Annotated in this window: 20 protein-coding genes and 1 pseudogene; 1 reads left to right on the top strand and 20 read right to left on the bottom strand. The window is 51.2% G+C overall.

Going from position 1 to position 25,754, the window contains the following annotated elements; all coding sequences use genetic code 11:
- Positions 1-267: 267 nt before the first annotated feature.
- From ACMXD4_RS10800 to ACMXD4_RS10750, 11 genes and pseudogenes are all read right to left on the bottom strand, one after another.
- Positions 268-1,382: pseudogene (locus ACMXD4_RS10800) on the bottom strand (IS5 family transposase).
- 81 nt (positions 1,383-1,463) lie between these two features.
- Positions 1,464-1,721, bottom strand: a complete 258-nt coding sequence (locus ACMXD4_RS10795) for a hypothetical protein (RefSeq protein ID WP_415880752.1) — start codon at positions 1,719-1,721, stop codon at positions 1,464-1,466.
- 92 nt (positions 1,722-1,813) lie between these two features.
- On the bottom strand, positions 1,814-1,981 hold the full coding sequence (locus ACMXD4_RS10790) for a hypothetical protein (RefSeq protein ID WP_415880751.1): 168 nt from the start codon (positions 1,979-1,981) through the stop codon (positions 1,814-1,816).
- 452 nt (positions 1,982-2,433) lie between these two features.
- On the bottom strand, positions 2,434-2,718 hold the full coding sequence (locus ACMXD4_RS10785; RefSeq protein WP_415880750.1) for a hypothetical protein: 285 nt from the start codon (positions 2,716-2,718) through the stop codon (positions 2,434-2,436).
- Between the two features lie 93 nt (positions 2,719-2,811).
- Positions 2,812-4,554, bottom strand: a complete 1,743-nt coding sequence (locus ACMXD4_RS10780; protein WP_415880749.1) for a hypothetical protein — start codon at positions 4,552-4,554, stop codon at positions 2,812-2,814.
- 247 nt (positions 4,555-4,801) lie between these two features.
- Complete coding sequence (locus ACMXD4_RS10775) at positions 4,802-6,379, bottom strand: hypothetical protein (RefSeq protein ID WP_415880748.1); 1,578 nt, start codon at positions 6,377-6,379, stop codon at positions 4,802-4,804.
- 202 nt (positions 6,380-6,581) lie between these two features.
- Entirely contained in the window at positions 6,582-7,346 is a 765-nt protein-coding gene (locus ACMXD4_RS10770) for a hypothetical protein (RefSeq protein WP_415880747.1), read from the bottom strand.
- 361 nt (positions 7,347-7,707) lie between these two features.
- Positions 7,708-7,893 (bottom strand): helix-turn-helix domain-containing protein, encoded by a 186-nt coding sequence (locus tag ACMXD4_RS10765; RefSeq protein WP_415880746.1) that lies wholly within the window; start codon positions 7,891-7,893, stop codon positions 7,708-7,710.
- Positions 7,894-8,045: 152 nt separating this feature from the next.
- The gene (locus tag ACMXD4_RS10760) at positions 8,046-9,047 is read right to left on the bottom strand and encodes a PAS domain S-box protein (RefSeq protein WP_415880745.1); all 1,002 of its coding nucleotides are present in this window, start codon (positions 9,045-9,047) and stop codon (positions 8,046-8,048) included.
- Positions 9,044-9,541: a hypothetical protein gene (locus ACMXD4_RS10755; RefSeq protein WP_415880744.1), complete on the bottom strand. Its 498-nt coding sequence runs from the start codon at positions 9,539-9,541 to the stop codon at positions 9,044-9,046. The genes ACMXD4_RS10760 and ACMXD4_RS10755 overlap by 4 nt, the downstream gene beginning before the upstream one ends.
- Positions 9,542-9,658: 117 nt before the next feature.
- Entirely contained in the window at positions 9,659-11,560 is a 1,902-nt protein-coding gene (locus tag ACMXD4_RS10750; RefSeq protein WP_415880743.1) for a PAS domain-containing protein, read from the bottom strand.
- Position 11,561: 1 nt separating this feature from the next.
- Here ACMXD4_RS10750 and ACMXD4_RS10745 point away from each other — a divergent pair, with 1 nt between their 5' ends.
- A complete protein-coding gene (locus ACMXD4_RS10745; protein ID WP_415880742.1) occupies positions 11,562-11,828 on the top strand; it encodes a hypothetical protein in 267 nt (88 codons plus the stop codon).
- Between the two features lie 57 nt (positions 11,829-11,885).
- Here the strand turns inward: ACMXD4_RS10745 and recD are convergent, their stop codons facing one another.
- The 9 genes from recD to ACMXD4_RS10700 form a co-directional block, all read right to left on the bottom strand.
- A complete protein-coding gene (gene recD, locus ACMXD4_RS10740; RefSeq protein ID WP_415880741.1) occupies positions 11,886-13,859 on the bottom strand; it encodes an exodeoxyribonuclease V subunit alpha in 1,974 nt (657 codons plus the stop codon).
- Positions 13,856-17,527, bottom strand: coding sequence for an exodeoxyribonuclease V subunit beta (recB, locus tag ACMXD4_RS10735; RefSeq protein WP_415880740.1), 3,672 nt, complete (start codon positions 17,525-17,527; stop codon positions 13,856-13,858). The genes recD and recB overlap by 4 nt, the downstream gene beginning before the upstream one ends.
- Positions 17,524-21,015, bottom strand: coding sequence for an exodeoxyribonuclease V subunit gamma (gene recC, locus ACMXD4_RS10730; RefSeq protein ID WP_415880739.1), 3,492 nt, complete (start codon positions 21,013-21,015; stop codon positions 17,524-17,526). Before recC ends, recB begins: the two co-directional genes overlap by 4 nt.
- 108 nt (positions 21,016-21,123) lie before the next feature.
- Complete coding sequence (locus ACMXD4_RS10725; protein WP_415880738.1) at positions 21,124-22,500, bottom strand: diguanylate cyclase; 1,377 nt, start codon at positions 22,498-22,500, stop codon at positions 21,124-21,126.
- Between the two features lie 72 nt (positions 22,501-22,572).
- A complete protein-coding gene (locus ACMXD4_RS10720; RefSeq protein ID WP_415880737.1) occupies positions 22,573-23,292 on the bottom strand; it encodes a response regulator transcription factor in 720 nt (239 codons plus the stop codon).
- Positions 23,293-23,863: 571 nt separating this feature from the next.
- A complete protein-coding gene (locus tag ACMXD4_RS10715) occupies positions 23,864-24,199 on the bottom strand; it encodes a DUF5615 family PIN-like protein (protein ID WP_415880736.1) in 336 nt (111 codons plus the stop codon).
- On the bottom strand, positions 24,199-24,420 hold the full coding sequence (locus ACMXD4_RS10710) for a DUF433 domain-containing protein (RefSeq protein ID WP_367575530.1): 222 nt from the start codon (positions 24,418-24,420) through the stop codon (positions 24,199-24,201). Before ACMXD4_RS10710 ends, ACMXD4_RS10715 begins: the two co-directional genes overlap by 1 nt.
- 212 nt (positions 24,421-24,632) lie before the next feature.
- On the bottom strand, positions 24,633-25,202 hold the full coding sequence (locus ACMXD4_RS10705; protein ID WP_415880735.1) for a hypothetical protein: 570 nt from the start codon (positions 25,200-25,202) through the stop codon (positions 24,633-24,635).
- 62 nt (positions 25,203-25,264) lie between these two features.
- On the bottom strand, positions 25,265-25,663 hold the full coding sequence (locus tag ACMXD4_RS10700; protein WP_415880734.1) for a cupin domain-containing protein: 399 nt from the start codon (positions 25,661-25,663) through the stop codon (positions 25,265-25,267).
- Positions 25,664-25,754: the final 91 nt, after the last annotated feature.

Genomic DNA, 25,754 nt, shown 5'->3' with positions numbered 1-25,754 from the left:
ACCGGTTTCGCCCCCCCAATGCGGGCCGTTATTGGCACCACCATGTGCTGACCACGTAGGTTTCGGCTAAAAGCGGTAAATGTCCAGCCGAAAGCAGGCTTAACAGGCTGGTGAAAAACCCGCCGATATTTCCCCTTACCCACGATGTTCGTGATTTTTTCGAGTTGAAATCGGTCATGACATCGAGTTTCAAGCGTTTTGCCCCGGTTTCAAGGGCTTTTTATTCGCCTGAAGCCGTCTGTGGACGGTTTTCAGGCGAACTTCACCCTAGGCGGGTGCACTCCACGCCGGTTTCGGCGTGAACACCAATAGGTTGAGCATGCGCGTCAGGTTGTAGGCGGCAAAGCAAAACAAGGCCTGACCCGCGACTTTGGCTAAGCCGATGTGACGGGTTTTGCGCAGGCCGCCGACCGTTTTGACCCAGCCAAAGGCTTCTTCGACGATTTTGCGGCGCTTGAGACTTTGGGCGTAACCTTTGCCGCGCGCGGTGCGGCCGTCGACGGCACTGCCAATCTTTTTGCGGGCCACATGGGCTTTGATATCACGGGACTCGAGTCCGTTGACGAACGCCGGTTGGTCATAGCCTTTGTCGGCACCGACGCTGCCACCTTGGGGCACGCGGCGTTTGATCATTTTTTGCGCGGCTTCGATTTCGGCGGTGCCGGTGGCTTGTGTGGTTTCGACATCGACAATCAGGCCGTTGCGATTCTCGGACAAGGCATGGGTGATGTAACGCAGTTTGGCCTCGGTGTATTCGCCTTTCTTGTAAAGCCGGGCTTCGGGATCGGTCGTACTTTGGTGGGTGGCGTTGCTGCGCTTTTCGCCGCTGAAGTCGACCTCGGGATTGCGGCCGGCGGGTTTGTCCGGGCCGCTGCCGTCTTTCTTACCCAAAGGGCATAAATGACGAAGCTTTTGTGCGAAGCCCAGGCTTCAATGAGGCTACCGTCGACGCTGAAGTGTTCGTCGGACACCAGATTTTGCCATTCGGCTATGGCCAGTACCCGCTCAAAAAATTCGCGACTCAGGGCTTCAGACAACAGACGTTCGCGGTTGGCACTGAACACTGTGCGTTCCCACACGGCGTCGTCGATGCCCAGACCGACAAACCAGCGAAACAACAGGTTGTAGTCCAGTTGTTCCATCAACTGACGCTCGCTACGGACCGTATACAGGACTTGTAACAGCAAGGCGCGCAGCAGTTTTTCAGGGGCAATCGAGGGACGGCCTGTGTGCGAGTAACGCTCGGCAAAGACGGCATCCATAGAGGCCAATACGCCATCAACCAGTAGCCGTAAACGACGCAACGGATGCTGTTTGGGAATACGGTCTTCCAGGCTAACATAGCTGAACCAGCTGTTTTGAATGGCATCGTGTCCGCGCATTGAAAGGCTCCAAATTTAGGTAGCCTATTTTAACAGTTGGCCCCTCATCTATGCCTTAGCTTACTTGGCTTTTCGAGTTTTTCACCAGCCTGTTAGGATATATTGAGTTTCCAAACCTTTGCTATTTGCGGGAAACATACGCTCTACTTCGTTTAGCGCATCCTCAACGGCTAAGGCCGCATGCAGCCAAGATCCGGCGGCAAGCAGCCCGCCGGAGCCAAAATTGATTCTTGCAAGCTTCTGAGCCACTCCGTTATCGCTAATCGCCTTACGCGCAAACCTTTTAAGCCCGCGCACAAGGCTTTTCGCTATCGTCGCAATACTTTTAGCGTTGCTCACAAACCCAAAAGCCTTGCTGACTCAGTTAAAAACTTTGCGGGCAACACAAAATTCATTCGTCCGCCGGGCAAAACGCCTTGCGCGCCAGGTTACTAAGCTTGCGCACAAGCTATTTTGCTATCCTCGCAACGCTTTTGGGTTTGCCCGCTAGCCACCAAGCCTTGCAGGCAAAGCAAATTGATTTGCTCGCCCGGCAAACTGCCTTGCGCGCAAGGCAGTTTGGTTTGCACGTAAGAGAATTTGGCATTCGCGATTAGCAAAATGCGATTCTCGTTTGGCTCTAAGACTTGCGAACGATGAGCGGCCAACCGCCACTGCGAAGATAAAACCCAGCAGTGCCCATCCGATCAGGAATTGTATGAAATCGTTCACGGTATTGGTGGTAGGGTTTGACGGCCATCGGCCAAAAGCGGTCGGTCGGGGCCGCTTTCCAATTTCAACAAATTAAGGCATCCGAAAACCACTTGAGTGTCCAGATTTAGGTGAGGAATTTGATGCTTGACTGTCTTACCCAGACCAAAACTCAACCGCCTTACCTAGGCCAAATCAATGTGTTGATGGGTAGCAGTCATAAAAATGACTGCTACCGGGTTAATAAGAGCTAAATTTCAGTCTGCTCTGAAATCTCAAGAGTATCGTCAACTTCGGTGCCGAGATTTCTTTATCTGATAGGTAAGAGACACCGACACGCAACCGCAATCCGGCACCGACTTTATTTTTGCAGTTGATGTTCACGTAGCTGATGTTGTTCGCGCTCACGCTCACGCTCTTGTAACTGCCATGAACCGTCTTGTTGATTGCGTTCTTGCTGCATTTCGCGGTTTCTTTCCTGCATTTGTTGTTGCTGGTTTTCCCGGCGCGGGTCTGGATGTGTTTGCCAGGCGCCGCCTTGATTGCCGCCTTGCCGTCCACCGCCACCCGGTGCCGCCGAAACGGCGCTTAAAAAACCAGTTAGGAAAATTATCAATGCTATTTTGTAGGGATGATTTTGGTTCATGGCTTTATCTCCTAAAGCGATTCGGACCGATAGTGCAAGTAAGCTCAAACTATCGGTCGTCTATCGCTATGTGTAAAAAGTAAACCGGTTCAATTACCGAAATTCGCCGAGGTAAATCCCCGCCCAACCCGCTTCTTCAGTGCCCATGCTGGCATTTATAGCCAGCCGTCCGTTTCTAAAGCCGTCCCGTTCAAGCCCCATCTCCGTGACGGGTAGAACGACAGATATGCCGGTCTCCTCATCTAAAGACACTGCTTTAGGGTCAAATACCGTGCCGTCCATCCCTGATTGAATCAATGTCACAAAAGGTGATTTTTCAGAACGATTTTTGAGGTAAATACCGTCGACCGGATTCTGATAGGTATTGTTAGTGTCCAAAGCACCTGTCCTGGCTTTAAATGCCACCTGATACGGCGTGTCGTCTTTACCGCGTTTGATCTGACTGGAAACAGCCAGGAATGAAGCAGAACGCCAACGCGCGAATTCACCGTCTTCGTCGCCTTCCTCACCCTCTCCCGCGCCTGGTGATCTGCCGGAAAAATTCCAATAAACAAAGTCAGAAAAGTCGGTAACTGTACGAGCGATTCTGACGGTTTTGCCTGTGTTTATATCGTGTAGGAAAAGCCCTTGGTTTACCGGCACTGGCTTTTCCTGATACCAGCCAACTGCATCCTGTGTGCTGCCGGATGCCGCGCTCATACAATACGCCGCCCGATCTTTGTTGCCCTCTTTAGGGCAGTACAACCGTACCATCTTGGTTTCGCTACCCCACGCACCCCAAAATGCCACATAACGACCATCGAATGACACCCCTTCACCTAACCGGTTAAACCGTCTATCTTTGGGTTCATCCGGCACCTGAGAGCCTATGCTTACCAAGGTTTTAAGCAGCGGTTGTTTACTGATTGGATAGGGTTTCAGTGGCGCAAGATAAATGCCGCCCAAGCTCGGATTTTCCTCATTATCAAAACCCGCGAATACCGCCTGCCGCTTTGCTGCGCTGGGCGGCGCGGTGGAGCCAAAAATGGTCTGAGTACCGGGGATCAGGGTGTGCGTGTTATTGGCGATCAACACCACGGCTTTGTCGCCGCCACCCGCGGTGCCCACCAGCGAACGATTTTTCAGGTCGCGATAGTAAACCCCGGTCTTGCTGGTTTGATTCACCGTGTAGTTACCCTTGAATACAATCGTCGAACCCTGGGTTACGGCAGGTGATCCAGGAAACACGTCAAAGGGCGTGCCCGGAAATTCGGGGACCTGAAAGAAGGAAAACTCGTCAACCGCACCCAGTTTGCTGGCGCCAGCGATCAAAGGTCCAAATGGATTGGTATAAATCCCGGTAGTCCCGACCTTGGTGTCGGAGCCATACGCCAGGGTGTATTCCCAGACCGGTTTATGATTACCTCGGGTCGCTATCATGTCGGTAACGCTGTCGATGCGAGGAAATGATGGCGGTTCTATGAATGGGGCACTCAAATTGTTGGGTTGCGGTACTTCAGTGTCGCGATCAAGGACAGTAACAATCGGACCGTCGTGGGACATATCTTTTGTATAAACCCCATGCACGGGCTCCCCGCCGTTTCCACCTTTGCTACGGGCACGAAACACAACCATTTTTTTTGCATTCAGCGAGGGCTGATTGTAACTGTTAAAGGTTCGGCAGTTGGCCGGATCGGCCTTACAAGCCTCTGTCGGCATAAGGTCGTCATTGTTGACCACCGTTTGCCACTTGGCGGCCGCTTCATGCAATTTTGAGTCTGCCGATGCGGGTTTATTGGCCGTGAGCCCTTGCGCCGCGATGGCGAATAATAGTGTCGAAACCATGCGGTTAAACATAGCGACCTCCTCCTCTGATTCGTTGTATCTATGCAGTCATCGTGAGATTGGTGCGGATACGCCGTGCCCATCCGCGATGGCCGGACGCGGGTCCTCAACGCGTGATCCACGCTGTGAAGACTGAATACGTACATTTATTTTTCTGATAGAGAGGCGGAGAAACGATCTCCGACCTCTCTTGCCTGATTTCATCTGAAAATCACTTTTGTGATGCCAGACCGGTTTAGGGCGACGGATACCAGGCTATTTATTCGCCTTCACCACCACCAGAACCGCGAGCAGCCATCACAGTGGTGGTGGCAGTCGCCGTATTATTGGTCAGGTTGCTGTCCACATTGGCACTGGCATCGGCAGTGACTGTTGCAGTCCAGCTAATAGTCGTTGCATAACTAGGGCCTTTAAACACAATGGTCCAGCTTTGGCTTTGACCCGCCGCCAATCCACTGAAGGGATAAGTAGTATTGAGGACTTGTTGCTGTTTGCTGTCTGTGCCTTTTATTTGCACAGTGCCTGATGCCGTAGCACCTTTCAGATTCACCACAGTTAATGTGCCTTCCCTAGTGGTATTGCCTACCATACGAATGGGCATTTGCAATTTGCTGGATAAGTCGACAGGAGCGGCTGGTGGCTGTGCAGCTTGGCATAGCACCGGTGCTTCATAGCCTTCCAACACTGGGTGACTGTGCATAAAGTCGATAACAGCCCTGGCATCATCACTCGCTTGCGCAAAGCCCCCGACATTGCCCGCGGTAAAGCCCGGTAAACCGCTGAATACGGTGGGATAGATGGCCGCGGAATCGATAAAAAACAGCGGAGCGCCGTCGGCGGTCGTGGCTGCGTCATAGAGCGTCAGATAATCGAAGTAACCTGAAATCGGTTGATTCGCCGGTATGTTGGCTGGATAGGGCAGCTTGCTGTAGGTGTTTGCACGCGCGTAACCGTAGCTGCTGTAATCCAGGAAGTACTTCACGACGTTCTGCATAGAACCCTGCACTTCCTGTCTAATCGTCAGGGGGATTTTGGGCAATACCGTACTGGTGGTTGCTAGATCTAAGCCCATGATCTGATTCAGATACACTACTAGATCGAGGTCGATTTTCCCGCCTTTATCGGCTGCCGCCCCCAGTGATTTTGCCGCCGTGTCCAGCATTGAATATCCATTAAAAGGCTTGGGTAATGCAATGGCGGGGCTGCCCAAGGCGCCTTTCATGATCAACTCACGATAAATTGCCAAGTTTTGTAACGGAGAATCCACAGCACTGGATAGTAATTCTGTTGTATCACCATCGCCATCGGCATCGGCGGTATCCTCATTGGAATAAACCACGCGTCCAGCCGGATCGAGCGTAAGACATTTGGCGGTACTCAGATTGACCAATACGTCAGCTAATTGCTTTTCCACGACACTATCCGGCGATCTGGCGACGCTCATTCGCGCAAAATCAACGGCTTGTAAATAGGTTTCGTAACCGACAACCACCGCACATGTCGCGGAATCGACCGGAATGGTGCAAGAAGCAGTCGCAGACGCAGGTGTACAACCCGGAAAGTTAGCGCTGGCAGGCAAAGCAACACCAGGGGCAGCGATGGGTTGTTGACATAAGTCCGCAGTTAATATTGGTACACCTCTAGCGTCACGCAGTAATTTGTAGAGATCACCAAAGACCTCGCCAGTGCCTTCACCGCCGCCACCCGAACCGCTGCCAGAGCCACTGCCAGAGCCGCTACCGGGTCCGGCGGCGAAGGATGCGCCGGTTACCGAGCATAGGCAGAGTAATACTGCCACCGCTAATTGACTTTGTTTAACTTGTTTATGTGTTTTCATGATACGCGTCCTTTTCCCATGCTTGGGATACGTATAAATCCGAAATATATTTTATTTAGTATTTTATAAAAATCGAATTTATATGAAATAGTTTTTAATTATCCAGGGAGCTATTTTCTGAAAAATCAAATAATTATTTGATAATGTAATATTAAAATTTTATTTTCCCGGAAAATCACCTGGCGTTAAAATCAATAATTAATTAAGCAGCGAACTGCCGGCGATGTGAAATGCCTAAAACTCCCATCAGGCCACTGGCAAATAGCCAGATAGCATTGGGCACAGGCACTTGAGAAACCGGGCTGTATGCCGCCGCAACCGCTTCCGCATTTATTGCACCTGAAACGGTATGAATACCATCGCTGAATATATTCATGCTGAAGACGCCATTAAAATTAAATACGCCCTCTTCACTGGAGTAATACGCGTTACTTGACGCCGATGAGCCACTATTGCCATTGCCATCGTCGAAATTACCGTTGATAAACGCCGCCGCATACGCATAGTCGTCCCAATTGCCGACAGCGCCGCTAACACTGGCTGTCCATTCCACGGTGATTAGCGCAGAGCCATTGCCAAGCAATTCAAATTCGGCGTAGTTATAGGCGCTCGCATTGGCTTCGTTGGTATCTGTTACCGAGCCGGTTCCCGCTTGCGTGGTCGCATTGGCTTGTAGCGTGGCGCTGGTTCTTAGGGCACTGCTTTGCGCCTGGGTTGTTGTACTATTGATGGATAAGGCGGTGATCAAGTCCTCAGCAAACCCGGAGTCTTGCTGGAAATCGTTAGTATTTGCTGTGTAAGCATTGGTATCCACCGCACCCAAACCATATAGCCAGCTCAGTTGCGGAGCATTGGCGCCACTCGATAAATCTGAGTACTGAACGGACAAGCTACTCCAATTGATGGTGGCTTGGGCAGAAGACGCGGCAACCGAATATTGTGCTCCCGACGCGAGTAATACCGTCAAAGCCGTTAGTATTATTTTTTTCTTATATTATTCATTTTTCATGCCTTTAAGAATTTATATATCAAGTTGAGATTCAACTCGGCAGCTTCTGCGAAGCGGCCTAAGTATCCACCAACGCTGCTGTTTTCTTCTTTTATCAATATTGCCATCTATAAACGGCAATCATATGAAACACTTGCTCTTGTTAAGTCTCGTTCTCTCCGGATTTCAAACGTCCCAGCAAGCTATTTCAGAAGAAACTAATATGCTTTTTACCCCCATTTCGGCCTAAAAACGATGTCTGAAAATGGGGTATTCGCGGGTAGGAAATGGGTAGTAAAACTACCTATTCAGAGACAATTGTCAGAAGGGCTTTTAAGTGTTAATCGGATAATGATTTCAGGTAAATCTGCAAGTTGTCGGATTTACTCTCCAAACCCAGTTTTTTGCGGATTTGTTTTCGATGCACGCTGATGGTGCCGGGCGCGATGTCTAAGGTCGATGCAATCATTTTTGTAGGCAAACCCTGCCTGATCAAGGCGGCGACCTGGACTTGAGTGGGCGTCATGTGTTTGAGGGCAGATGAAAAGGTTTCGGCATGTCCATAGGAAGCCACGAGATGCATCAGGTTGCTTTCTATAATATCGATCAAGCGGGTGGACTGACGGCGGCCCGTGCTTGCGCCTTTTAATTTTTTCAGGAAAGGTAGTACCGTGGCCTCTACTTCATGCAGAAGCGCGGTTTGCGCGTCCTCTTTATCGGATTTTGCTGTTTCAGCAGAACTTTCAATGCCGTACTAATTTCGTTGATTTCCTTGGTACTTTTCAATAGTGCGATTTGTGTATCGGATACTTGGTTTTCAAGGCGGATACGGGTTTCATTCAATGCGGTTTCAATCTGTTTTTCTGAGGAAATATCCCTGAAAGCCCCTACATAATGGATCGCTTGGGTTTCTGTATCAATTACCGCCGTGACGGTCAGCGATAAGGGGAATATTGCGCCGTTTTTATGCTTGTCCCAAATTTCGCCTTGCCAATAACCCTTCTCTGTTACGGTTGACCAAAGGCGTTGGTAGAACGCCGCATCGTGTTTGCCTGAATGCAAAAACGTCGGCTTGTTGCCAATCGCTTCGCTTGCGCTGTAGCCCGTAATACGGCTGAACGCTTTATTCAAACGCAGGATGGTTTTATCGGCGTCAGTCACGATCATACCGTCTTCGGTTTCAAATGCGGCAGCGGCAACGCGTCGGGTTTCTTCCTGGTTAATACGTTCGGTGATGTCAGTCAAACACAGCAGCATGATGGGAGCATCAACTGACAGCACATTCCGGCAATCAAGCGATACTATTAAATTCCTCCCATTGTTGCGGAGCAGAGATAGCTCGCAGTGTTGACCGACAGTTTGTTTGCGTGCGTTGTTAAAAAACAGGTGCCAGCGGTCAGCCTCTGTAGGACACAAATACTGGGTAAATGGCGTGTCAATCAAGGTTTCTCGCGCAATACCCAATAAATCGCTAGCGCTGCGATTGGCAGTGAGAATTCGACCGTTTTCAGCGAGTGTCAGAAAAGCGACGGGAGCAAATTCATAGAGTTGTACATAATTACGGTAAGTAGTATCCAGATCCGCATAAGCCCGACACAACGCATGATTCTGCATTTCCAATTCGAGTTTATGCAGTTCAAGCGCTTGCAATACATTCTCAGTCTTTAGCGCATTGCTCATTCAACATCCCTCTTTGAGAAAAACACGACGGGTATCCAGCGGTGAGTGATCGCTAAATGTCCCCAAAAGCGCCAAAAACCCAATCCGGCTGACAGCGCCTTTGCAGTAAGCAACAATGCATTACCCAGACTGGAAAATAGGCTGGTCTTTTGCGTAATCGGGTTTGGATTTGGAAAAGAAAATCCAGCAAGTTTCGTAGTGGATTGGCTGTCTTTAATCACTGACCCGACATTGCAATGCGTTAATTGAGGACAATTAACACAGTTCGATCTTGCCTCGGACAGAAGAGCGGTTTGCCCTTCTTTAGCAATGGACTCAAGTAATAGTGCAACAGATGTTAAGCCAGGTGTCTGCGGGGTAAAACGAGGGTAATCGAGACTGTACAGTAAAGCGCCTGCCAACTGCGCTTTGAGGTCGGATTTGTCATACATCGACACTTCTTTCAAGTATCGTGTAAGCGGGCAGTCCTTGCTGATTGCTGGTTTGCTCATCATTAGTAATCTTTGGCTTACAAAAATAAGTCAATACTAAAATAATGAACTAACAAAACAATCACAACGATACGGTAATTTTCTACCGCATTTGTACATATTTCGTTGGGCTTGGGCCTCCTATTTCCCAATCAGCAGGTCATGATCAATCGCAAATCGCGTCACCTCGGCGGTGCTATGAAGATCGAGTGTTGCCATTAAATTTCGGCGGTGGGTGATGACGGTTGCCTTGGACAAATTGAGGCGGTTGCCGATTTCCGCGGAGGTCATCCCTGCAGCAATCATGCCGACAATCTGCCGTTGCCGTTTGGTCAAGCTATCGGCAAGGTTGGTTTTTTCTAGTCTACCTGGCGAGGGTGACAAGCTTTCGCGTATGAGTGATTCAAATCGCTTCAGCAATTCCGAGCCTTCGACATTCAGGCGTTTGCGCTGGGTAATATCCAAAATCGTACCGACCATGCGCAGCGGGCTGCTGTCTTTATCCCGACGAATAACCTTGCCTCGAGCTTCTACATAAACCCAATGCCCCGCCTTATGCCGCAAACGGTGTTCGCTTTCGAAGTTGACCGTTTCACCCTGTAAATGTGCTGCAAGCTTTTGCCTAAAGCCTTCAAGATCTTGGGGACTGATCAAATTCAGCCAATCCGATTCGTCGTTGCCCAACTCCTCAGGGGTGTAGCCGAGCAATTCGAACCAGCGATTGCCTGCTATGACCTTACGCTCAGGAATGTGCCAGTCCCACAACACCAATCCCGATCCCTCCAGCGCCAGATCCAGACGTTCATCGCTTTCAAGCAGGTTTAATTCGACTTGCTTGATGTCGGAGATGTCCTGCACGGTTCCGATCGCTTTGACCAATTGCCCACTACCATCGAATTCCAATTCCGCATGAGCCCGAATCCAGCGAATCTGGCCTTGCACCACAATCCGGTAAGTCAGGTCATAGGGGGCGCCTTGTAAAGCAGCTCGCCAAGCCGTTTCAACTTTGTCTTGGTCTCCGGGATGGACGCGCGAGAACCATTCCGCGAAGGTCGTAACGCCGGTATTGTCAAGATCGAACAACCGGGCGGTTTCTTGGGTCATGCTGAAAGTTTCAGTGTCACAATTCATCCCAAAACTGCCAATTCGCGCTACTGCCTGGGCTCGATGCAGCCTTTCATCGCTTTCCTGCAGGGTTAATTCAGTTTGCTTGAGCTGGGTGATGTCGCGACCGACCGATTGTATTTCCTTGAGAATGCCGGCGGCATCGAAAAAACCTCGATTAACGAATTGCATCCAGCGTATTTCGGCATTGGCAACAAAAACCCGGTTCTCAATAATCACGACTGGGTTGTCAGAAGTCATCTCGCGCAGTCTAGTCTCAATCATGGGCAGGTCGTCGGGATGAGCGCCCGGATGCCAGCGTTGTCCAATCAATTGTTGGGGTGTTTTTCCAAACAACTGACAATAGACCTCATTGACGAACAAGAAAGTACCGTCCGGTAAGAAACGACTAATGACCTCGGTCTGGTCTTCAACAACTGTGCGGAAGGAGTTTTTCGGTACCGGCTGCTCCTCTCCCTGAAACTGTTCGATAAAGGCTGACACAACTGCGGCAAACAGATCCAGCATTTCTTGCGTCTTTGCATTGGGACGATGCGGCGAGCGGTAATGCGTAGAAAGCATGGCGATGATTTGCCCCGCTTGGTTGAACACCGGTGTTGATTGTACGGCGCGCACACCGGCTTTCAGCTGTATTTCCAAGGCAGGGGTTCCGACAAAGATTGGGCTTTGTGCGACATCTTCGACGATCACACGCTCGCCCAAGGCGATCGATGTGCCGCAAGCTCCCTGTCCAGCGCTTACCGAATGCCAATAATCGATCCACCAATCAGGAAAATTCTGATGCACAAATATTCTAAGGTGACCGTTCGGATCAACAATTTGAATGTTGCCAAAATCCGCCTTTGCCAACTCAATAACCAGGTGCAAAGTTTCGCTAAGAATCTCTGAAAGGTTCCGCTTCAGCATTTTTAGCGGCACCGTGCGTTTAGAGGACAAGGTATATTCATGGTTTAAGATGATCAGTCAATCAGATGAGGAAGATGCTATCAGTTTTCATCATTGCGCCAAAACAAGCTTTAGGCCGCAGCGCGTGCAGACCAATGTCCGCTTTATAGAAGTCCAGTTTTCGGACTTTAGATTTGATTGTCTGGCCCGTTTGGAGAAACTCGAAAGACAAGAGTGGGTCGGTTTCAACAATTTCCCATTTCTAAAAACCGTCATTCGGCAGCGGCTTAAGTATCTCTGAATCCATGACCCAAAGTGTTACCTATAAAATCCAACAAACTAGATTTTTGCTTTACCACTATTTTCGGCAGGTCAATATAGCTTTAACAAACACCCCATCACTGCTTTCCAGCAAGCTAAAATGTTGTTTGGCGCGGGTAATGCCGGTGTAAATTAATTCGCGGGTGAGCACCGGGCTGATGTTTTCCGGCAAGACCAAGGCCACGTGAGCAAACTCCGAGCCTTGTGATTTATGCACTGTGATAGCGAAAGCAGTTTCCACGTCCGGCAGGCGCATTGGCGAGATCCAGCGTATTTTCAGATTGGCCGTCGGCTCGGCACTGTTGTCGGCACTGGGAAATGCCACTTTAAGCTTGCCGTTACTGTCTCGCAGCGCAATCCCAATATCGCCGTTCATTAGTCCCAAATTGTAATCATTGCGGGTGATCATCACCGGCCGGCCTTCGTACCACAGGGCCTGCTTGGCTTTGGCAAACAACCATTCTTCGATGCGCTGATTAAGGCCTTCCACGCCCCACGGCCCTTTCCGCAATGCCGACAACACCTGAAACGCATCGAAGGCGGTCAACACTTGCATGGCCCATTCGTCGTACCGCTCCGCACTGTCCGGCCGGCCATGATTGATTTGCGCCAAATAATAGCCATAACCTCGGCGGGCTGCGTCCCCGCTATTAATCACCAGCTTTCTTAACAAACTACTGGCGGCGTCCGCAGTTGGGTGTTGGCGTAAGACGATATATTCTGCACGCGGTTCGGGTAGCAAATCCGGGTACTGTGCCGTATCAGCTAAGATCGCCTGAGCCTGCAAGGCATCGCCCTGATTCACGGCTTTAGCCAATTGGCCGATGCCGCTATGCGCATCGAAACGATGACTGTGCCGCAACATGACGGTTTGTTGATTAATCGCAGAACCAGGCGCAGTGGCTGGTTTGAGCGGTTCGCCGGCATAATCAGCAATCCAAGCCAGCGTTTCCGCATCATAAGCCGCGTGTTCGGCGCCGCGACATAAATCTCCCATCACAGAACCGGCCTCGACGGAAGCTAATTGATCCTTGTCGCCTAGCAAGATCAACTGGGTATTTTCCGGTAAGGCCTCCAAAAGCGACGCCATCATTTCCAGATCTATCATCGACGCCTCATCGACGATCACGATGTCGGCGACGATAGGATGGTGGCGATTATGTAGAAAGCGCCGCGAATCGTGCCGGCTGCCCAGCAAGCGGTGCAAGGTGCTGGCTTTTCGGGGAATAGCTTGTTTAATGCTGTCGTCGATAGCCAAGTTATCGAGCGCTTTAGCAATCGACTCACTGACTCGGGCCGCCGCTTTGCCGGTCGGCGCCGCCAGCAAGATATTCAGATTTTTGGGTTTATCGCTCTCCTGTTGCGCCAGTTCAATCAATAAGGCCAACAGTTTGGTCAAGGTAGTGGTTTTACCGGTCCCCGGTCCGCCGGTGATAATGGCAAAACGGGCGCGCAACGCCAGGACACAAGCAATTTTTTGCCAATCCGGGCTTTCCAAGCTCGCGGGAAACAGCGTCTGCAAGCGTTCCGCCAAGGACGCCGGCAGCTGGTCCCGCGCCGGTTGCAAGAGCTGCGCGACACGGGATTGCAGTATTTGTTCGTAGCACCAGTAACGCCGCAAATACAGCCGGTTGCCCGCCAAAACCAGCGGCGTATCGCCTGCTCCTGATGACACCAGTCTTGATTGAGATAGCGCCGCTTGCCAAACTTCAAGACTATACACTTTTAAGCGCGTCAACTCGGCCGCAGCGGCGTCCTGTTCAACGACCCAAGCATCATCGGCCGGGATAGCCAGCGTCATCCCCGGCTGCTCACAGAGTTTTGCCAAGTCCAAATACACTTCTCCTCTATCCAGCTGATGGCTGACCAAGGCCCCTGCCCATAGCACCGGGTCAGACGCCGCCGGATCGAGATCCAACAGAAAACCGACGAAAGCCCGATTCAAATGACTCAACCAGCCTTTCGCTACCCAGTGCTGCATACTGTCTATTACCGCCGCTTGCCGGATCATAAAGATGCTCCAAACAAGGTATCCAAGCGCTCGATCAAGGCCCTGGGTGGTTTATCGAAAACACGCCCTACCCTTGGCCCTTGCGCGCCTCTTAAGAACAAATACAGCCCCCCGCCGATGTGCGTATCGTAGTCGTAAACATTGCCCAGCCTGACTTTCAGCAAACGATGCAAGGCCAATAAATACAAGCTGCATTGCAGATCGTAACGTTTAGCCAACATCGCCGCAGTCAGGGCTTCGTGCGTATACGCCGCGTCATCGGCACCCAAACTGTTGAATTTATAATCGACCACGAAATACTGCTGATCGTGCATGAACACCAAGTCGATAAAACCTTTTAACAGCCCGTTTACTTGGCCAGGCAGTAAGCCCGGACGTGCTTGTCCGCCGAAGGTGTGGCGGCTGACCAAGCGGTCCAGTTCCTCAGTGTCCACGGTATCGGCGCCCAGCAGAAACTCCAGTTCGGTTTGATAGGCATTAGCTTCTAACGCAGCCAAACTAACATTGGCGTCCTCCAGCAAGGGCATGTGCAACCAGTGCGACAAGGCCGAAGCGATGACGGCATGTTTGTTCTCCCATTCGCCGCCGATAAATCGCTTTTGAATCAATTCTTGTATTAAGGCTGGATTTGCCGAGACGCTGGCAAAACCGCGTTGCGCGCACTCCTCCAGCAGATCGTGAATCAACACGCCGGGACCGGCGCCTCTGGGCAAAGCGTGGACACCGGACAAGGGTCTACTGAGCGCCGCAGCAATTTCGGCTTCGTCGTTTTGCTTATCGTCGTGGGCGGTTTCAAACTCAGGCAACAGCCGAGACTGATCTTCGGCAGGCGTCAGGTGGTCCGCGATGTGCAAAGCACTATAACTGGCTATCCACCAATTACTGGATATTTTGCCGAGCGGCACGCGCGCATCAAAGCCACCCTCATCTGCCAAAACCGGGCTATAGCGCGCGTAGTCAATTTCCGGTAGAGGCATTATCGAAATCGCGTCACAGCTGCCTTTCAGTTCAATCAATTGCTCGGCCAAGGCGCTGATGGGCATTTTGGCCTGCCAGTTAAGCAACGCACCCATGGCCGATTTTTCCAACTGGCAATCCTTGGTACTGCCGGACTTGACCGGCGCGATACCCAACCAACAAGCATGGCGGGCTCGGGTCATCGCCACATACAGCAAACGCAAATCTTCCTGCAACCGCTCTTCGTCGCTGATGGCTTTAATGCGTTCTTGTTTATGCAAATCGATTTGCAAATCCTGATTGTCGTCGTGATAGCGGTAATAGGCATTGAAGCGGCCGCCAACTTCCCGAAAGCTGCAAATAAACGGCAAAAACACCAGCGGGTATTCCAGGCCTTTGGATTTATGAATCGTGACGACTTTAATCAGATTGGCATCGCTCTCCAGCCTGATGATGCCGTCGTCGCCGGCCTGGCTGCCGCCCGCCTCTATCGCTTCGGCCAGATACCTGATCAAGGCTTGCTCGCCTTCCAACTGCGTGCTGGCTTGTTGCAACAATTCGGCGAGATGCAGCAGATTGGTAATCGACCGTTCGCCTTCGCTGTCGTCAGTCAGACGGGCGTGTAAGCCGTAATCGTTAATCAATTGCCGCAGCGCGGGCAAAATGCCGTCCCGTTGCCAGCGTTGTTGATACGTCAGAAAGCGCTCCAGATGTAATTCCCAGCCGGGTTCGTCCAAGGCCAGCGCGTGCAGATCTTGATAAGACCAAGCAAAGGTCGCCGAACTTAAGGCCGCGCGCACCTTACGCTCATTACGCGGCTCGGCCAGGGCATTTAACCAAAGCAACATGTCGACCGCTTCGCCGCTGGCAAAGATGGAATCGCGTTCGGAAAGATAGACGCTGCGCAAACGGCGGCGCGCCAAGGCGTTGCGTATCGCCGTCGCTTCGGTGCCGCTACGGACCAGGATGGCGATGTCGCCAGGCTGCAAAGCCTGCATACCGGATGCCGATTTAAATCCTGCTTGCCCTGCATCAGCGGACTTCAGTAATTTAACAATCTGGCTGGCCGTCACCTCCGCCAGTCTTTCCCGATAAGCCGGCATGCCGACCGCGCCCTCGGTTTCCCAATGCCACAGCGTTAAGGCCGGGGCGGCTTGCTTATCGATAAGCCATACCTCGTCGCGGCCTTGGGCCTTGACCGGCAAAAAAGGTAAAGGATTATCTTGTGGCGTTTTAAAGCGGAAAGCGCCCCGCCCTTGCTGATCGGCTTGCAAAAACACCTGATTGACCGCGTCTACCAAAGCCTGGGTGGAACGGTAATTGGTGCCCAGGGTGTAATGCCGGCCTTGGGTATCGCGGTGAGCCCTAAGATAAGTGTAAATATCCGCGCCGCGGAACGAGTAGATAGCTTGTTTCGGGTCGCCGATCATCAAACACGCAAAATCACCGCCGGCTGGCGTGGCGTAGAGCGTGGAAAAAATCCGGTATTGCACCGGGTCGGTATCCTGAAACTCATCGATCAAAGCAATCGGATACTGCTCGCGAATCACCTGCGCTAGCCTGTCGCCATTGCGACCTTGCAACGCGTTATCCAGACGTATCAGCATGTCGTCGAAAGTCATCCTAGCGATGCGTTGCTTTTCAAAATCGTAACGCTGCCTGATCCAATGCACGGCGTGCTTGATCAGCTCGACTTTTAAACTGGGCAGCGCCGCCAGTTCCGCGGGCAAGCGACCAATCGCCGCAAAACCAGGATGCTCGGGCGGGGTTTGCCCCGGGTTGGCTAATTGTGCCATGCCGGCCGGCGACAGATTCTCAAAGCCTTTGCCGATGTCCAGCGTATCCTGCAAAGGGTCCAGACTCCACGCTTCGATTTTGTCCAGCCAGTTGCGGCGGTTAGTAGAATTGTAATTTTTTGCCGGCAGCACTTTGGTTTCGATAGCCGCCTCCAATAGGTCGCGCACTTCCGGCAGCCAAGTTAGCCAAGGTGCTTTTAAAGCCTGTAGCTCAGTCTTCCGAATGGACGCCACCGCAGCAATCAAGTCCTTGATGGACTGACCGTCGGCCAAGCTAGGCGGTATCGGCTCGGCGTTGCTCAGCAGCGAACGCACCGCCAGCAGTAATTCGTTCGGATGCTTGAACAGCGCATACAGGCTAAGAAAATCGGCGTCGTTGGACATGTCGTAATAGAAACTGCGCCAATAGTCCCGCACCACCTCATTCAGCAATTCGGTATCGTCGGTGTTGACTTCCTGCCGAAACAAACTGCCGCTATCAAAAGCATGTTGCTGCAACATGCGGTTGCACCAACTGTGGATGGTATAAACCGCCGCCTCGTCCATCCAGTTGGCCGCCAATTCCAGACGGCGGGCGCAGGCCGGCCAGTCTTGTTCTATGTAACTGGCGCGGATGTCTTGCAAGAACGTATCCGTAGTTGGCAATTGCTGACGAAAAAACCGCGCCGCCTGACTCAAGCGTTCGCGTATCCGTTCCCGCAATTCCTTGGTGGCCGCTTCGGTGAAAGTCACCACCAAAATATCCGGCGGCAATAGATACCGGCTGGGTTCGACGCTATCGGGATGGTGTCCCAAAATCAAGCGCACATATAAGGCCGCGATGGTATAGGTCTTGCCGGTGCCGGCACTGGCTTCGATTAGCCGCGTACCCGACAACGGAAATGCGAGGGGGTTGAGTGGGATAGCAGTGGTCATACCGACGCCTCCCCTGCCGCTGGTAATTCGCGGATATGCGCCAACATCGGCCGATACAAATTATCCGCCCAGTGTGCAAAATCCTTGTCAGCGGCAAACGCCGTCAAACTGGCAAAATTGGGAAAGAAGCGGGCCAGATAGGCGTCGTATTGCACTTCACCGGCATTCCAATCGTCGCCGTCGTATCTGGCTTGGGCTTTTTCCAGTGCAGTTTCCGGCGGGACGGCAAGCCAGGAAAATGCGGTGCGGCAAGCCACGGGCAACGGTGCTTGCATGCCCTCGTGATAAGCGGCAACCAGGTCTTGCAACTGTTGGTAAGCGTGGTCTTGCTCAACAACCGGCATTTCCAGCACCGTATCGGCACCGACAACTAAGGTGTTTACCGGCAAACTAGCGGCGCAAGCCGCCAAATGCTGCAGCCACTGCAAAAATAAATTCGGATACTTGATGGATTTGTCTTTATTCAGCAGCGTTTGCGCCGTCAAATGCAACAGACCGGCTTGCTGGTTGCGCTGGCGCAGTTGACTAAGATCGCCGGTCAGTTGCACCATCACGCCGCCGGCCAATGCAAAAGGCGCCAGTTGCAACACGTGCGGTTCTAAAACCTCTGACCATACAGAAGCCAACTCGCGATAACGCTCCCAAGCCGCCGTGACAGGCTCGGCTAAGGCCGCGAAACTCGCCTGGGCAAATCCGCCCAAGGGCAATTGGCCTTTCTGCGTCATCACGGCCTGCTGCCTGGATAGGTATTCTTCCAAGTCGTCCGGATACTCCGAGGTTAAACCTTGCAGCAATTCATCGCTGAATAAATACGCTTGCAGATTATCGACTCCAAACGGCTCGCAGTCTTCGCTGGTAACGGCCAGGCTATCAAAGCCAAATTTCAGGGTTTGGTTACAAAAACTTTTCACCGGCGCGCGTAAAAACCGCGCAAGTGATTCCAGGCTCAATGCATAGGTTTTATCATCCGAGCTGGAGACGATTTGCCCGTTAAGCGGCTGAGCGGCGGCTGGAACAAACCATTCACTGGCATAGGTAAAAAGGCCGGGATCGCGGTGTTTTTGCACATAGGCTTCGCTAAACGGTTGCAAGGGATGCGCGACGGTAATTCTCGCCAACAACGCGGGTTTATTGGCAAGCGCCCAACCCTGCGCCAGTACATCACGTAATTGACTGATCAGCACCGAAGGCGGCCGCTCGCTGTTGTCGCGGATGCTGCGCCCTACCCAACTGATATACAGCTGTTCGCGCGCCGACAGCAACGCTTCCAGGAACAGGTATTGATCGTCTTGCCGGCGCGAGCGGTCGCCGGGGCGATATTGACCGCGCTGGCTCATCAAATCGAAACTGCGGGCCTGTTGATTGCGCGGATAATCGCCGTCGTTCATACCCAGCAGGCAAATCAGTCTAAACGGGATGGCGCGCATCGGCATCAAGGTACAGAAATTCACCCGACCGCTGAGAAAGCGCTGATGCAAGGACGGTTCGTCAACGCCAGCCAGCCAGGCCTCGCCTACCACATGAATGGGCAGTAAATCCGCACTGTTTAAACCGGCTTGTTCGCAATACCTCGACCAATTAGCCAATGAACTTGTCAGGGTATCCAGGGTTTTTCGTTCGCGTTCGTCGCTTACTTGAAAAAAATCGTTCAGCAGTTCGGACAATAGCTGCTGCCATTTGGCCGGCGGGTATTCCAGCCGCAAAAGCTCTGTGTATTTTTCCAACGTTTCCAACAAAAACGCCAGACCACCCAGCCATTGCGCATCCAGGCCGCCGATCTCTTCGTAAGGTTGAATCTCATCGAATGCCCCACCGGCACCGACCGCATAACCTAGCAGCATGCGCCGCAGCCCGAACTGCCAGGTATTGGCCTGCAAGTTTGCGGGCATATTCACCCGTTCCGCGCGCTGCCGAGCATTCAAGCCCCAGCGTATGCCGGATTCTTCGATCCACTGATGCAGTTTAGGTATAGCGGTTTCGTCAATCTCAAACCGCGCCCGCAAGGCCGGCACTTCCAGCAAGCCCAGAAATTCGCTAACCGCAAACCGCGACTCGGGTAAATTCAACAAGGCGTCCACGGCAAGCAATAGCGGATTTTGTCCGCGCTGTTGCTGGTCGGCCAAGCTGTAGGGAATATAACGCGGATCGTCGCTTTGAATTTGGCCGAATACCGCATGGATATGCGGCGCATAGGTATTGATGTCCGGCACCATCACAATGATATTGCGCGGATACAGAGGCTTGCCATTTTGTTGCGCACTCTCGAAGCACGCCAACAGTTGATCGTGCAGAATTTCGACTTCACGCTGCGGACTATGGGCGATATGAAATTGGATAGACGTATCGGCGCTAGCCAGTAAAACCGGCTGCTCGAGCAACGGGTCCATATCCAGTATCGACTGTTGCAGATGTTGCAGCAAACTTCGCTGCCCTGCTTCGCCGTAGTCCTTGAACATGTCGATTTTACTATCGGGCCAATGCCAGTTGGCGTAGGCTTGGGTTTCATCGAAATGATCCAGCAAACGAATATAATCCCGGCCTTGTTTACCCCAGGCCGCCAATAAGGGCGGCGCCTGTAAATGCAGTTCCGCATCGCTTAATGCCGCGCTCATCCCCGATTTATACGTCTGACGGCGGCGCTCGGCTTTTAGCAGTTCCTTGTCTTCGATGATGTCGGCCCAATAGTGCTGGCAAGGGTTATGCACAAACAACACGATCTGACAAAACCGGCCCAATTTGGCCAGCACTTCCAGCGATTGCTGCGGCAGGGAAGACAAACCGAACAACACGACGCGGCGCGGCATACCGGCGGGCCGGGCGGTCAAGGTGTCGATTCTAGCCATGAACTGGGCATGCACCGCTGCCCTGCTGGCGAACGGCGACGACTCTTCGCCCAAATCTTCAAGCACGGCCCGCCACATGGCGGCTTGCCAGAGCTGCGCGCTGGGTAGCGGTTTGCTTTCGCCATGGCCGTTGCGCAACACATCCTGCCCCGCCGCCCAATCCGACACCCAATCGGAGCGATACACCTGATATTGGTCGAACAGATCCGCCAGTTGTTCGGCAAGTTGGTGTCGTTTGCGGCAATGGCTGTCGTCGGTCAAAAAACTGGCCAGCGTTTCGAAGCCGGGTTGTTGCAACAAGCCCGGCAACAGTCGATATAAGCGCCAGGTCAGTGGGTCTTTGGCTAAGGGTTGCTCGGTGGGAATCTGTTCGCCCAATACGACCCGGTAAACACTCCAGATAAACAAGGACGGCAATTGCATCTTCATCGCGGCGGCGATGCCCAACGATGAGTTTTGCGCCAGACTTTGCTTCAACCAATGCCCCATGCCGTTGCTCTGCACCAGAAAAATCTCGTTTTCCAAGGGCAGCAAGGGATGTTGTCTGAGCCAGTACTCGACTACATCGCGAAGCTCTTCCAGTTGATTGGAGTGGATCACGGCTATGCCGTTATCTAGGGTGTGGGCGTGACCAGCTGCGGGCATATAGGCTGAAATAGTTTAGAGGAACGCTGCGCCTATTATCGCCGCTTTTGACTGGAGCATCGAGACCTTGCGAATTAGCCGCAATACAGTCTTAGCTATCTATGCGTTTCATATCGGCATGACAAGATGTTGGATCGGACCAGACGAGGTATCGGCAACCACCCGATTGCGGCCTTGATGCTTGGCAAGGTATAGCGCCTTGTCTACGCGATCAAGGAATTGGCTTTCGTGCTCGGTAATGGAAAACTGTCCGACGCCTATGCTGATGGTGATTTGTATCTGCTCGACGAAGGAATGGTCTTCTATCGTGGTACGCAAGCGATTTGCAAACTCGACGGCATCCTGAAGAAGTGTATGCGGCAGCAAAATCGCAAATTCTTCACCGCCCCAACGAATGGCATCATCGCTGCATCTGACCACACTCATCAGTTTCAGACTGATGGCTTTCAAGATTTCGTCACCAATCAAGTGGCCGTGTGTATCGTTAATGTGTTTGAAGAAATCGATGTCCAATAGCAACAGCGAAAACGCCGGGGCATCGTAACGCCGCATGCGGCCGATTTCATCGGCCAGCCTTTTATCCAGCATCCGTCTATTGCCAAGTCCGGTGAGGGGATCGGTCAACGAAGACTTTTCAAAGCCCTTGGCCTTGGCGTCCAGAATAGCCACCAGCTCTTTGAGTTCACCGGCATGATGTTTGATTAAATCAATCCAGGTGCCATAGGCAAATCCCACCAGTTCACTCTGCGTAACGACACCTACCAACTGGTTTTCCAGATTCACCACGATGGAGCGTTTGATGTGACAGGTTTTTAACTGCGCGAGCGCGTCTTGAATAGTTGAACTGACCTGGGTGGTAATGACCGGACTCGTCATATACTCCCGGAGCGGTCTGTCGGTGGTATCCGCAGCGGAAATTAGTTTAAAAATATCCTTGGTGGTAATGATGCCTATCGGTATTTTGGCTTCGACCACAATGATGGAATCCTCCATTTTTTGCAGATGGTTCAGCACATCGTCCAAAATCCAGTCTGCGGTAAAGGTGACAGGCTCTATTCTGGTCACCAACTCGCCGATGGTTTTCTTTTGCACCAGAACGGTAGGATCGACCGCCGATAAAATGTCGGTATCGGTCAATATCCCGACCAGGCTCTCCGCGGAATCCACGACACCTAGATAGCGGTCGCCATTGTTTTCAAGGATTTCGAATGCGGTCAGAATACGTTCATTTTCGAAAACGCAGGTCATCTTGCGTAATGTCAATTCAGCCAAGGTGGCATCATTACTGCCGCCCGCGTGCAGATGCCGCAGCAAATCTTCAACGGAAAATACAAAATATTCGTCGCCGATCTCCAGCACCACGCTGCTGACGTTATGCTGGTCTATCAACTGCGAGACCGAACGAATAGTCATATTTAAAGTCGCGCGCAAAAGTTGTTTTTGCGCAATCGACCCAACCGTTGGAAAAATTGTAAATTCAGTCACGAGCGTCTCAAATTTGGCTATGCCTTGCGGTTATTGCTGGCCGAAAAGGGTTTGTTGGGTAGCAAGGGGGGGCTAAGCCGGGGATTTTTGGCGTTTCTCACGCTTGTTGCTTTGTTGGGTGTTCAATATTTTAAACGGCGGGATAGTGACCAAATCATTCGGTCCTTGGCGCGTATTTGACTTGAAGGTATCGTGCAACCTCAGAAGATCCGTAACCGTTTTGGCGTTGGTTTTACGCATTAAATTAGCACGATGCACTTTGACGGTTTTTACGGAAATATCCAGTTTTTCGGATATTTCCTTGTTGGTGTGGCCCAGTACCACCAACTCGCAGGTTTCAATTTCGCGTTTGGTCAGATTACGGAATTGATTGTTGATAGTGGTCGCGAACTCATATTCGAAAAACGCCAGTTCAAGGCATTTGCGGATCTGCTCCAGACTGAACGGCTTTTCAATAAAATCAAACAAACCGGTTTTTATCGAACGTAAGGTGGTTGAGAGATCGCTTGAGCGGGTGATGCAAATCCGCGGGTATTCCAGTAACAAACCAAACTCGGAACCGGACGGCGATATTTCGACCACGTCCGGGTCAAATACCATCACAAAGGCAATATTTTTGCTGGTTAAATTCGCTTTGTTGGCGACGATCCATCGCGACAATTCGTCCCGGCTGGCAACATATTCCACGTTGGCTTGCAGACACTCTCTGACCCGATTGATCCCTTTAAAGGACGAGACCTCCCGGTCAGCAACCAAGATTAATCTATCGGTTTCCAAAATCTGCAGCGCCATAGTCTATAAAAGTTGATACAAAGGTTCGCGTTCCAAAGCTTGTCAAGTGTACGTAAGTCCTAAGTTTTGTCTATTGGGCTAAGGTCTTAGATACGTCATCCGCTTCCCTGCTGTTCAGGCTCATTTATGCTTTTACTGAACCGGGCTCCCCACTTATCATTGGCATTCGGTTCTGACTCGTCGATGCCCAGGCCGGTACGCATAAACTCAAACGGTCATTTAGTGCGCAATCGGCTGGCCTTTGGCCTGCAAAGTCAATCCCCATGTGTTTTCAGGCTACGAAAACGACGCCAAATACCAAGCCCGAAAACAGGAAAAACTCGCCATTTATCAGAAGTACAATTTCAATTTGATTGAATTAACGGATACGGACTTGTTGAATCTGGACGATATTTTGCAGAGGTTTTGTTGAATTTTGGGGTGCAGGGAAATTGATTTTGAATATTTCGCTGATGAGTTTTCTCACCCAATGAACCGTTGCAACGAATCAGCTCTAGCGTTTCAAAACATTTGCAGGGCTTCGTGTTGCTCTGCCCAGCCTACCGCCCTTTGCGATATATGAATTTCGCTGTTATCGATAAATTTCGACACAGGCCTTGTCTTCGTCAAACAATGCCACTTGTATAGCGTTCTGATTGGCTAATAAGCAGTTAATGGTTGCCGCTTTGGATTGATTGCCGGTTTTTAGCCAGATAATTTTTGGTGGTTGGCCAAGTAAATTCGAAAGCTCAAAAAAGTCCGCGTCTTTGGTGACAATGACAAAGCCGTTGGACTTTGCGTAACGCCAAACGGTTAAATCATCGGCGTTTTCCATACCCAATAACGCTATTTGTGCCGTTTCTGGAAAGGCATCCAGCAAAAACGCCACCGCCCGACGGGATAGATTTTCGTCTAATAGCAGTTTCATCAAACAATGGCGGATACATTACGCTCACGATCTGCGGCAAAAGCCAAGCAGGCACGAATGTCGCTAGTTTCCAGTTCCGGATAATCCTCCAATATTTCATCCTCGGACATGCCATCGGCTAACCAAGACAAGACATCGTAAACGGTAATCCTTAGCCCCCGGACACAGGGCTTCCCGCCACGTTTGCCTGGTTCCAGTGTGATGATATTTCGATAATCTATGATCATGGCTTACATCCAAATAACAGTTAACTTAGGGTTGATGCCTAGAGGCGACCCACACATCATCTGTGATCGCGCCGGTGCGTTCCACCTTACGGACTTGAAATACAGCAAACCCTTCCGAGAATGCTTGACTGGAAGACCTGACTCCATTTCCTCCTTTTGACGGGAAACTGACTGCGCAGTACTACAGTTTCTTTTATATTGTGTTCTCAATTGAAATCAGAGTCTTTCAAATAAACCCATCTCGAAGACTGTTTAAAATAATCGGTGGGGGACAAACCATGCAGCTTTGCAAGATATTCCATGAGCGTTTCGAATTTAGCGGCCGATTTATCCAACCAGTCGGAGTCGATTTCCTTGAACCACTCCGGTTCCATTTCATCGTTAACAATAAATTCGTCGGCATCTTGTTGACTTGAAAAATCCGGTCCAATTACCGTATCTCGTCTGCCGTGAGCTAGTCGATCTCTTAAGTCGAAAATTGCTCTAGCAAATTGCAGTGGCTCGTGCCCCCATATAGCAGTTTTGCCACAATGCTGATGAAGAAGTTCAAATTTTTGTTTCCATTGAAGTTTATTTTGGGGATCGTCCCGAAACACTCGCTGCTGTACACCTAATTGATTCAAATAGGCCTCAATAGAAAACGCCATGAACACCACAATCGGTAGCAAATCGGCCGGACTTTTTTGAGTACGATCTACTGCGTTATATAAGCGGTGCAGCGCGGCTATTAAATGAGACTGCGCAGTAAATGTGGCTGTTGCTCGAAAGGTTTGCATATTGTCTGAACTCCTCTTGAGCTATCATTAACGACTATTTGATTAATTAAATACGCACAGGGTCAATGCTTAACTAACTTAGCCGCCGCAAGCTCAAATATAATAATTTCCGCCTCGCCTTTACCGACATTTTCCACAGTCATTTCCGCGCCGGTTTCCCAGAACACTTCGCCTTGGCTATAGACTTTGGTTTGGCCGTCATCGACGACTTTCAGCTTGCCCATGACCACATATCTGGGGCCTGGCCCTTCGTGGGTATGTGAGGGGGTTTTATAGCCCTTGGGGAAGCGCACCCGCATTACATGGCTCTCGACTTCTTTGCTGGGTAAAGTCACCGGCTTGGTCATTAACAATTCCCTCGAGAATTTGCTGGCGGTCTCGTCGGCTTGCACTAACGGCGACACACACGTCAATAATCCCAACACAGAAAGTAAGTAGCAAACGCGGTTTGATTGTTTCATAAGGGAGGCCTCAAAGCTAAGGGATGGTTGATAAGTAACGAGTATACAAAAAACGCTAGTTACCGCGCCCGCTGAATTGCCATCGCGGGCG

The sequence above is a fragment of the Methylomonas sp. TEB genome (genome assembly GCF_047777895.1).
Classification (GTDB): Bacteria; Pseudomonadota; Gammaproteobacteria; order Methylococcales; family Methylomonadaceae; genus Methylomonas.
Note: the sequence above shows the minus strand (reverse complement) of the source record. Positions and strands in the feature narration are given on the sequence as shown.

What these genes read in the sequence shown, in the direction of transcription:
- ACMXD4_RS10715 (WP_415880736.1), bottom strand. Translation starts at nt 24,199, where the DNA reads ATGAAACTGCTATTAGACGAAAATCTATCCCGTCGGGCGGTGGCGTTT.
- ACMXD4_RS10785 (WP_415880750.1), bottom strand. Translation starts at nt 2,718, where the DNA reads ATGAACCAAAATCATCCCTACAAAATAGCATTGATAATTTTCCTAACT.
- ACMXD4_RS10765 (WP_415880746.1), bottom strand. Translation starts at nt 7,893, where the DNA reads ATGACGCCCACTCAAGTCCAGGTCGCCGCCTTGATCAGGCAGGGTTTG.
- ACMXD4_RS10705 (WP_415880735.1), bottom strand. Translation starts at nt 25,202, where the DNA reads ATGCAAACCTTTCGAGCAACAGCCACATTTACTGCGCAGTCTCATTTA.
- ACMXD4_RS10760 (WP_415880745.1), bottom strand. Translation starts at nt 9,047, where the DNA reads ATGAGCAATGCGCTAAAGACTGAGAATGTATTGCAAGCGCTTGAACTG.
- ACMXD4_RS10780 (WP_415880749.1), bottom strand. Translation starts at nt 4,554, where the DNA reads ATGTTTAACCGCATGGTTTCGACACTATTATTCGCCATCGCGGCGCAA.
- recC (WP_415880739.1), bottom strand. Translation starts at nt 21,015, where the DNA reads ATGCCCGCAGCTGGTCACGCCCACACCCTAGATAACGGCATAGCCGTG.
- ACMXD4_RS10755 (WP_415880744.1), bottom strand. Translation starts at nt 9,541, where the DNA reads ATGATGAGCAAACCAGCAATCAGCAAGGACTGCCCGCTTACACGATAC.
- ACMXD4_RS10700 (WP_415880734.1), bottom strand. Translation starts at nt 25,663, where the DNA reads ATGAAACAATCAAACCGCGTTTGCTACTTACTTTCTGTGTTGGGATTA.
- recD (WP_415880741.1), bottom strand. Translation starts at nt 13,859, where the DNA reads ATGATCCGGCAAGCGGCGGTAATAGACAGTATGCAGCACTGGGTAGCG.
- recB (WP_415880740.1), bottom strand. Translation starts at nt 17,527, where the DNA reads ATGACCACTGCTATCCCACTCAACCCCCTCGCATTTCCGTTGTCGGGT.
- ACMXD4_RS10775 (WP_415880748.1), bottom strand. Translation starts at nt 6,379, where the DNA reads ATGAAAACACATAAACAAGTTAAACAAAGTCAATTAGCGGTGGCAGTA.
- ACMXD4_RS10720 (WP_415880737.1), bottom strand. Translation starts at nt 23,292, where the DNA reads ATGGCGCTGCAGATTTTGGAAACCGATAGATTAATCTTGGTTGCTGAC.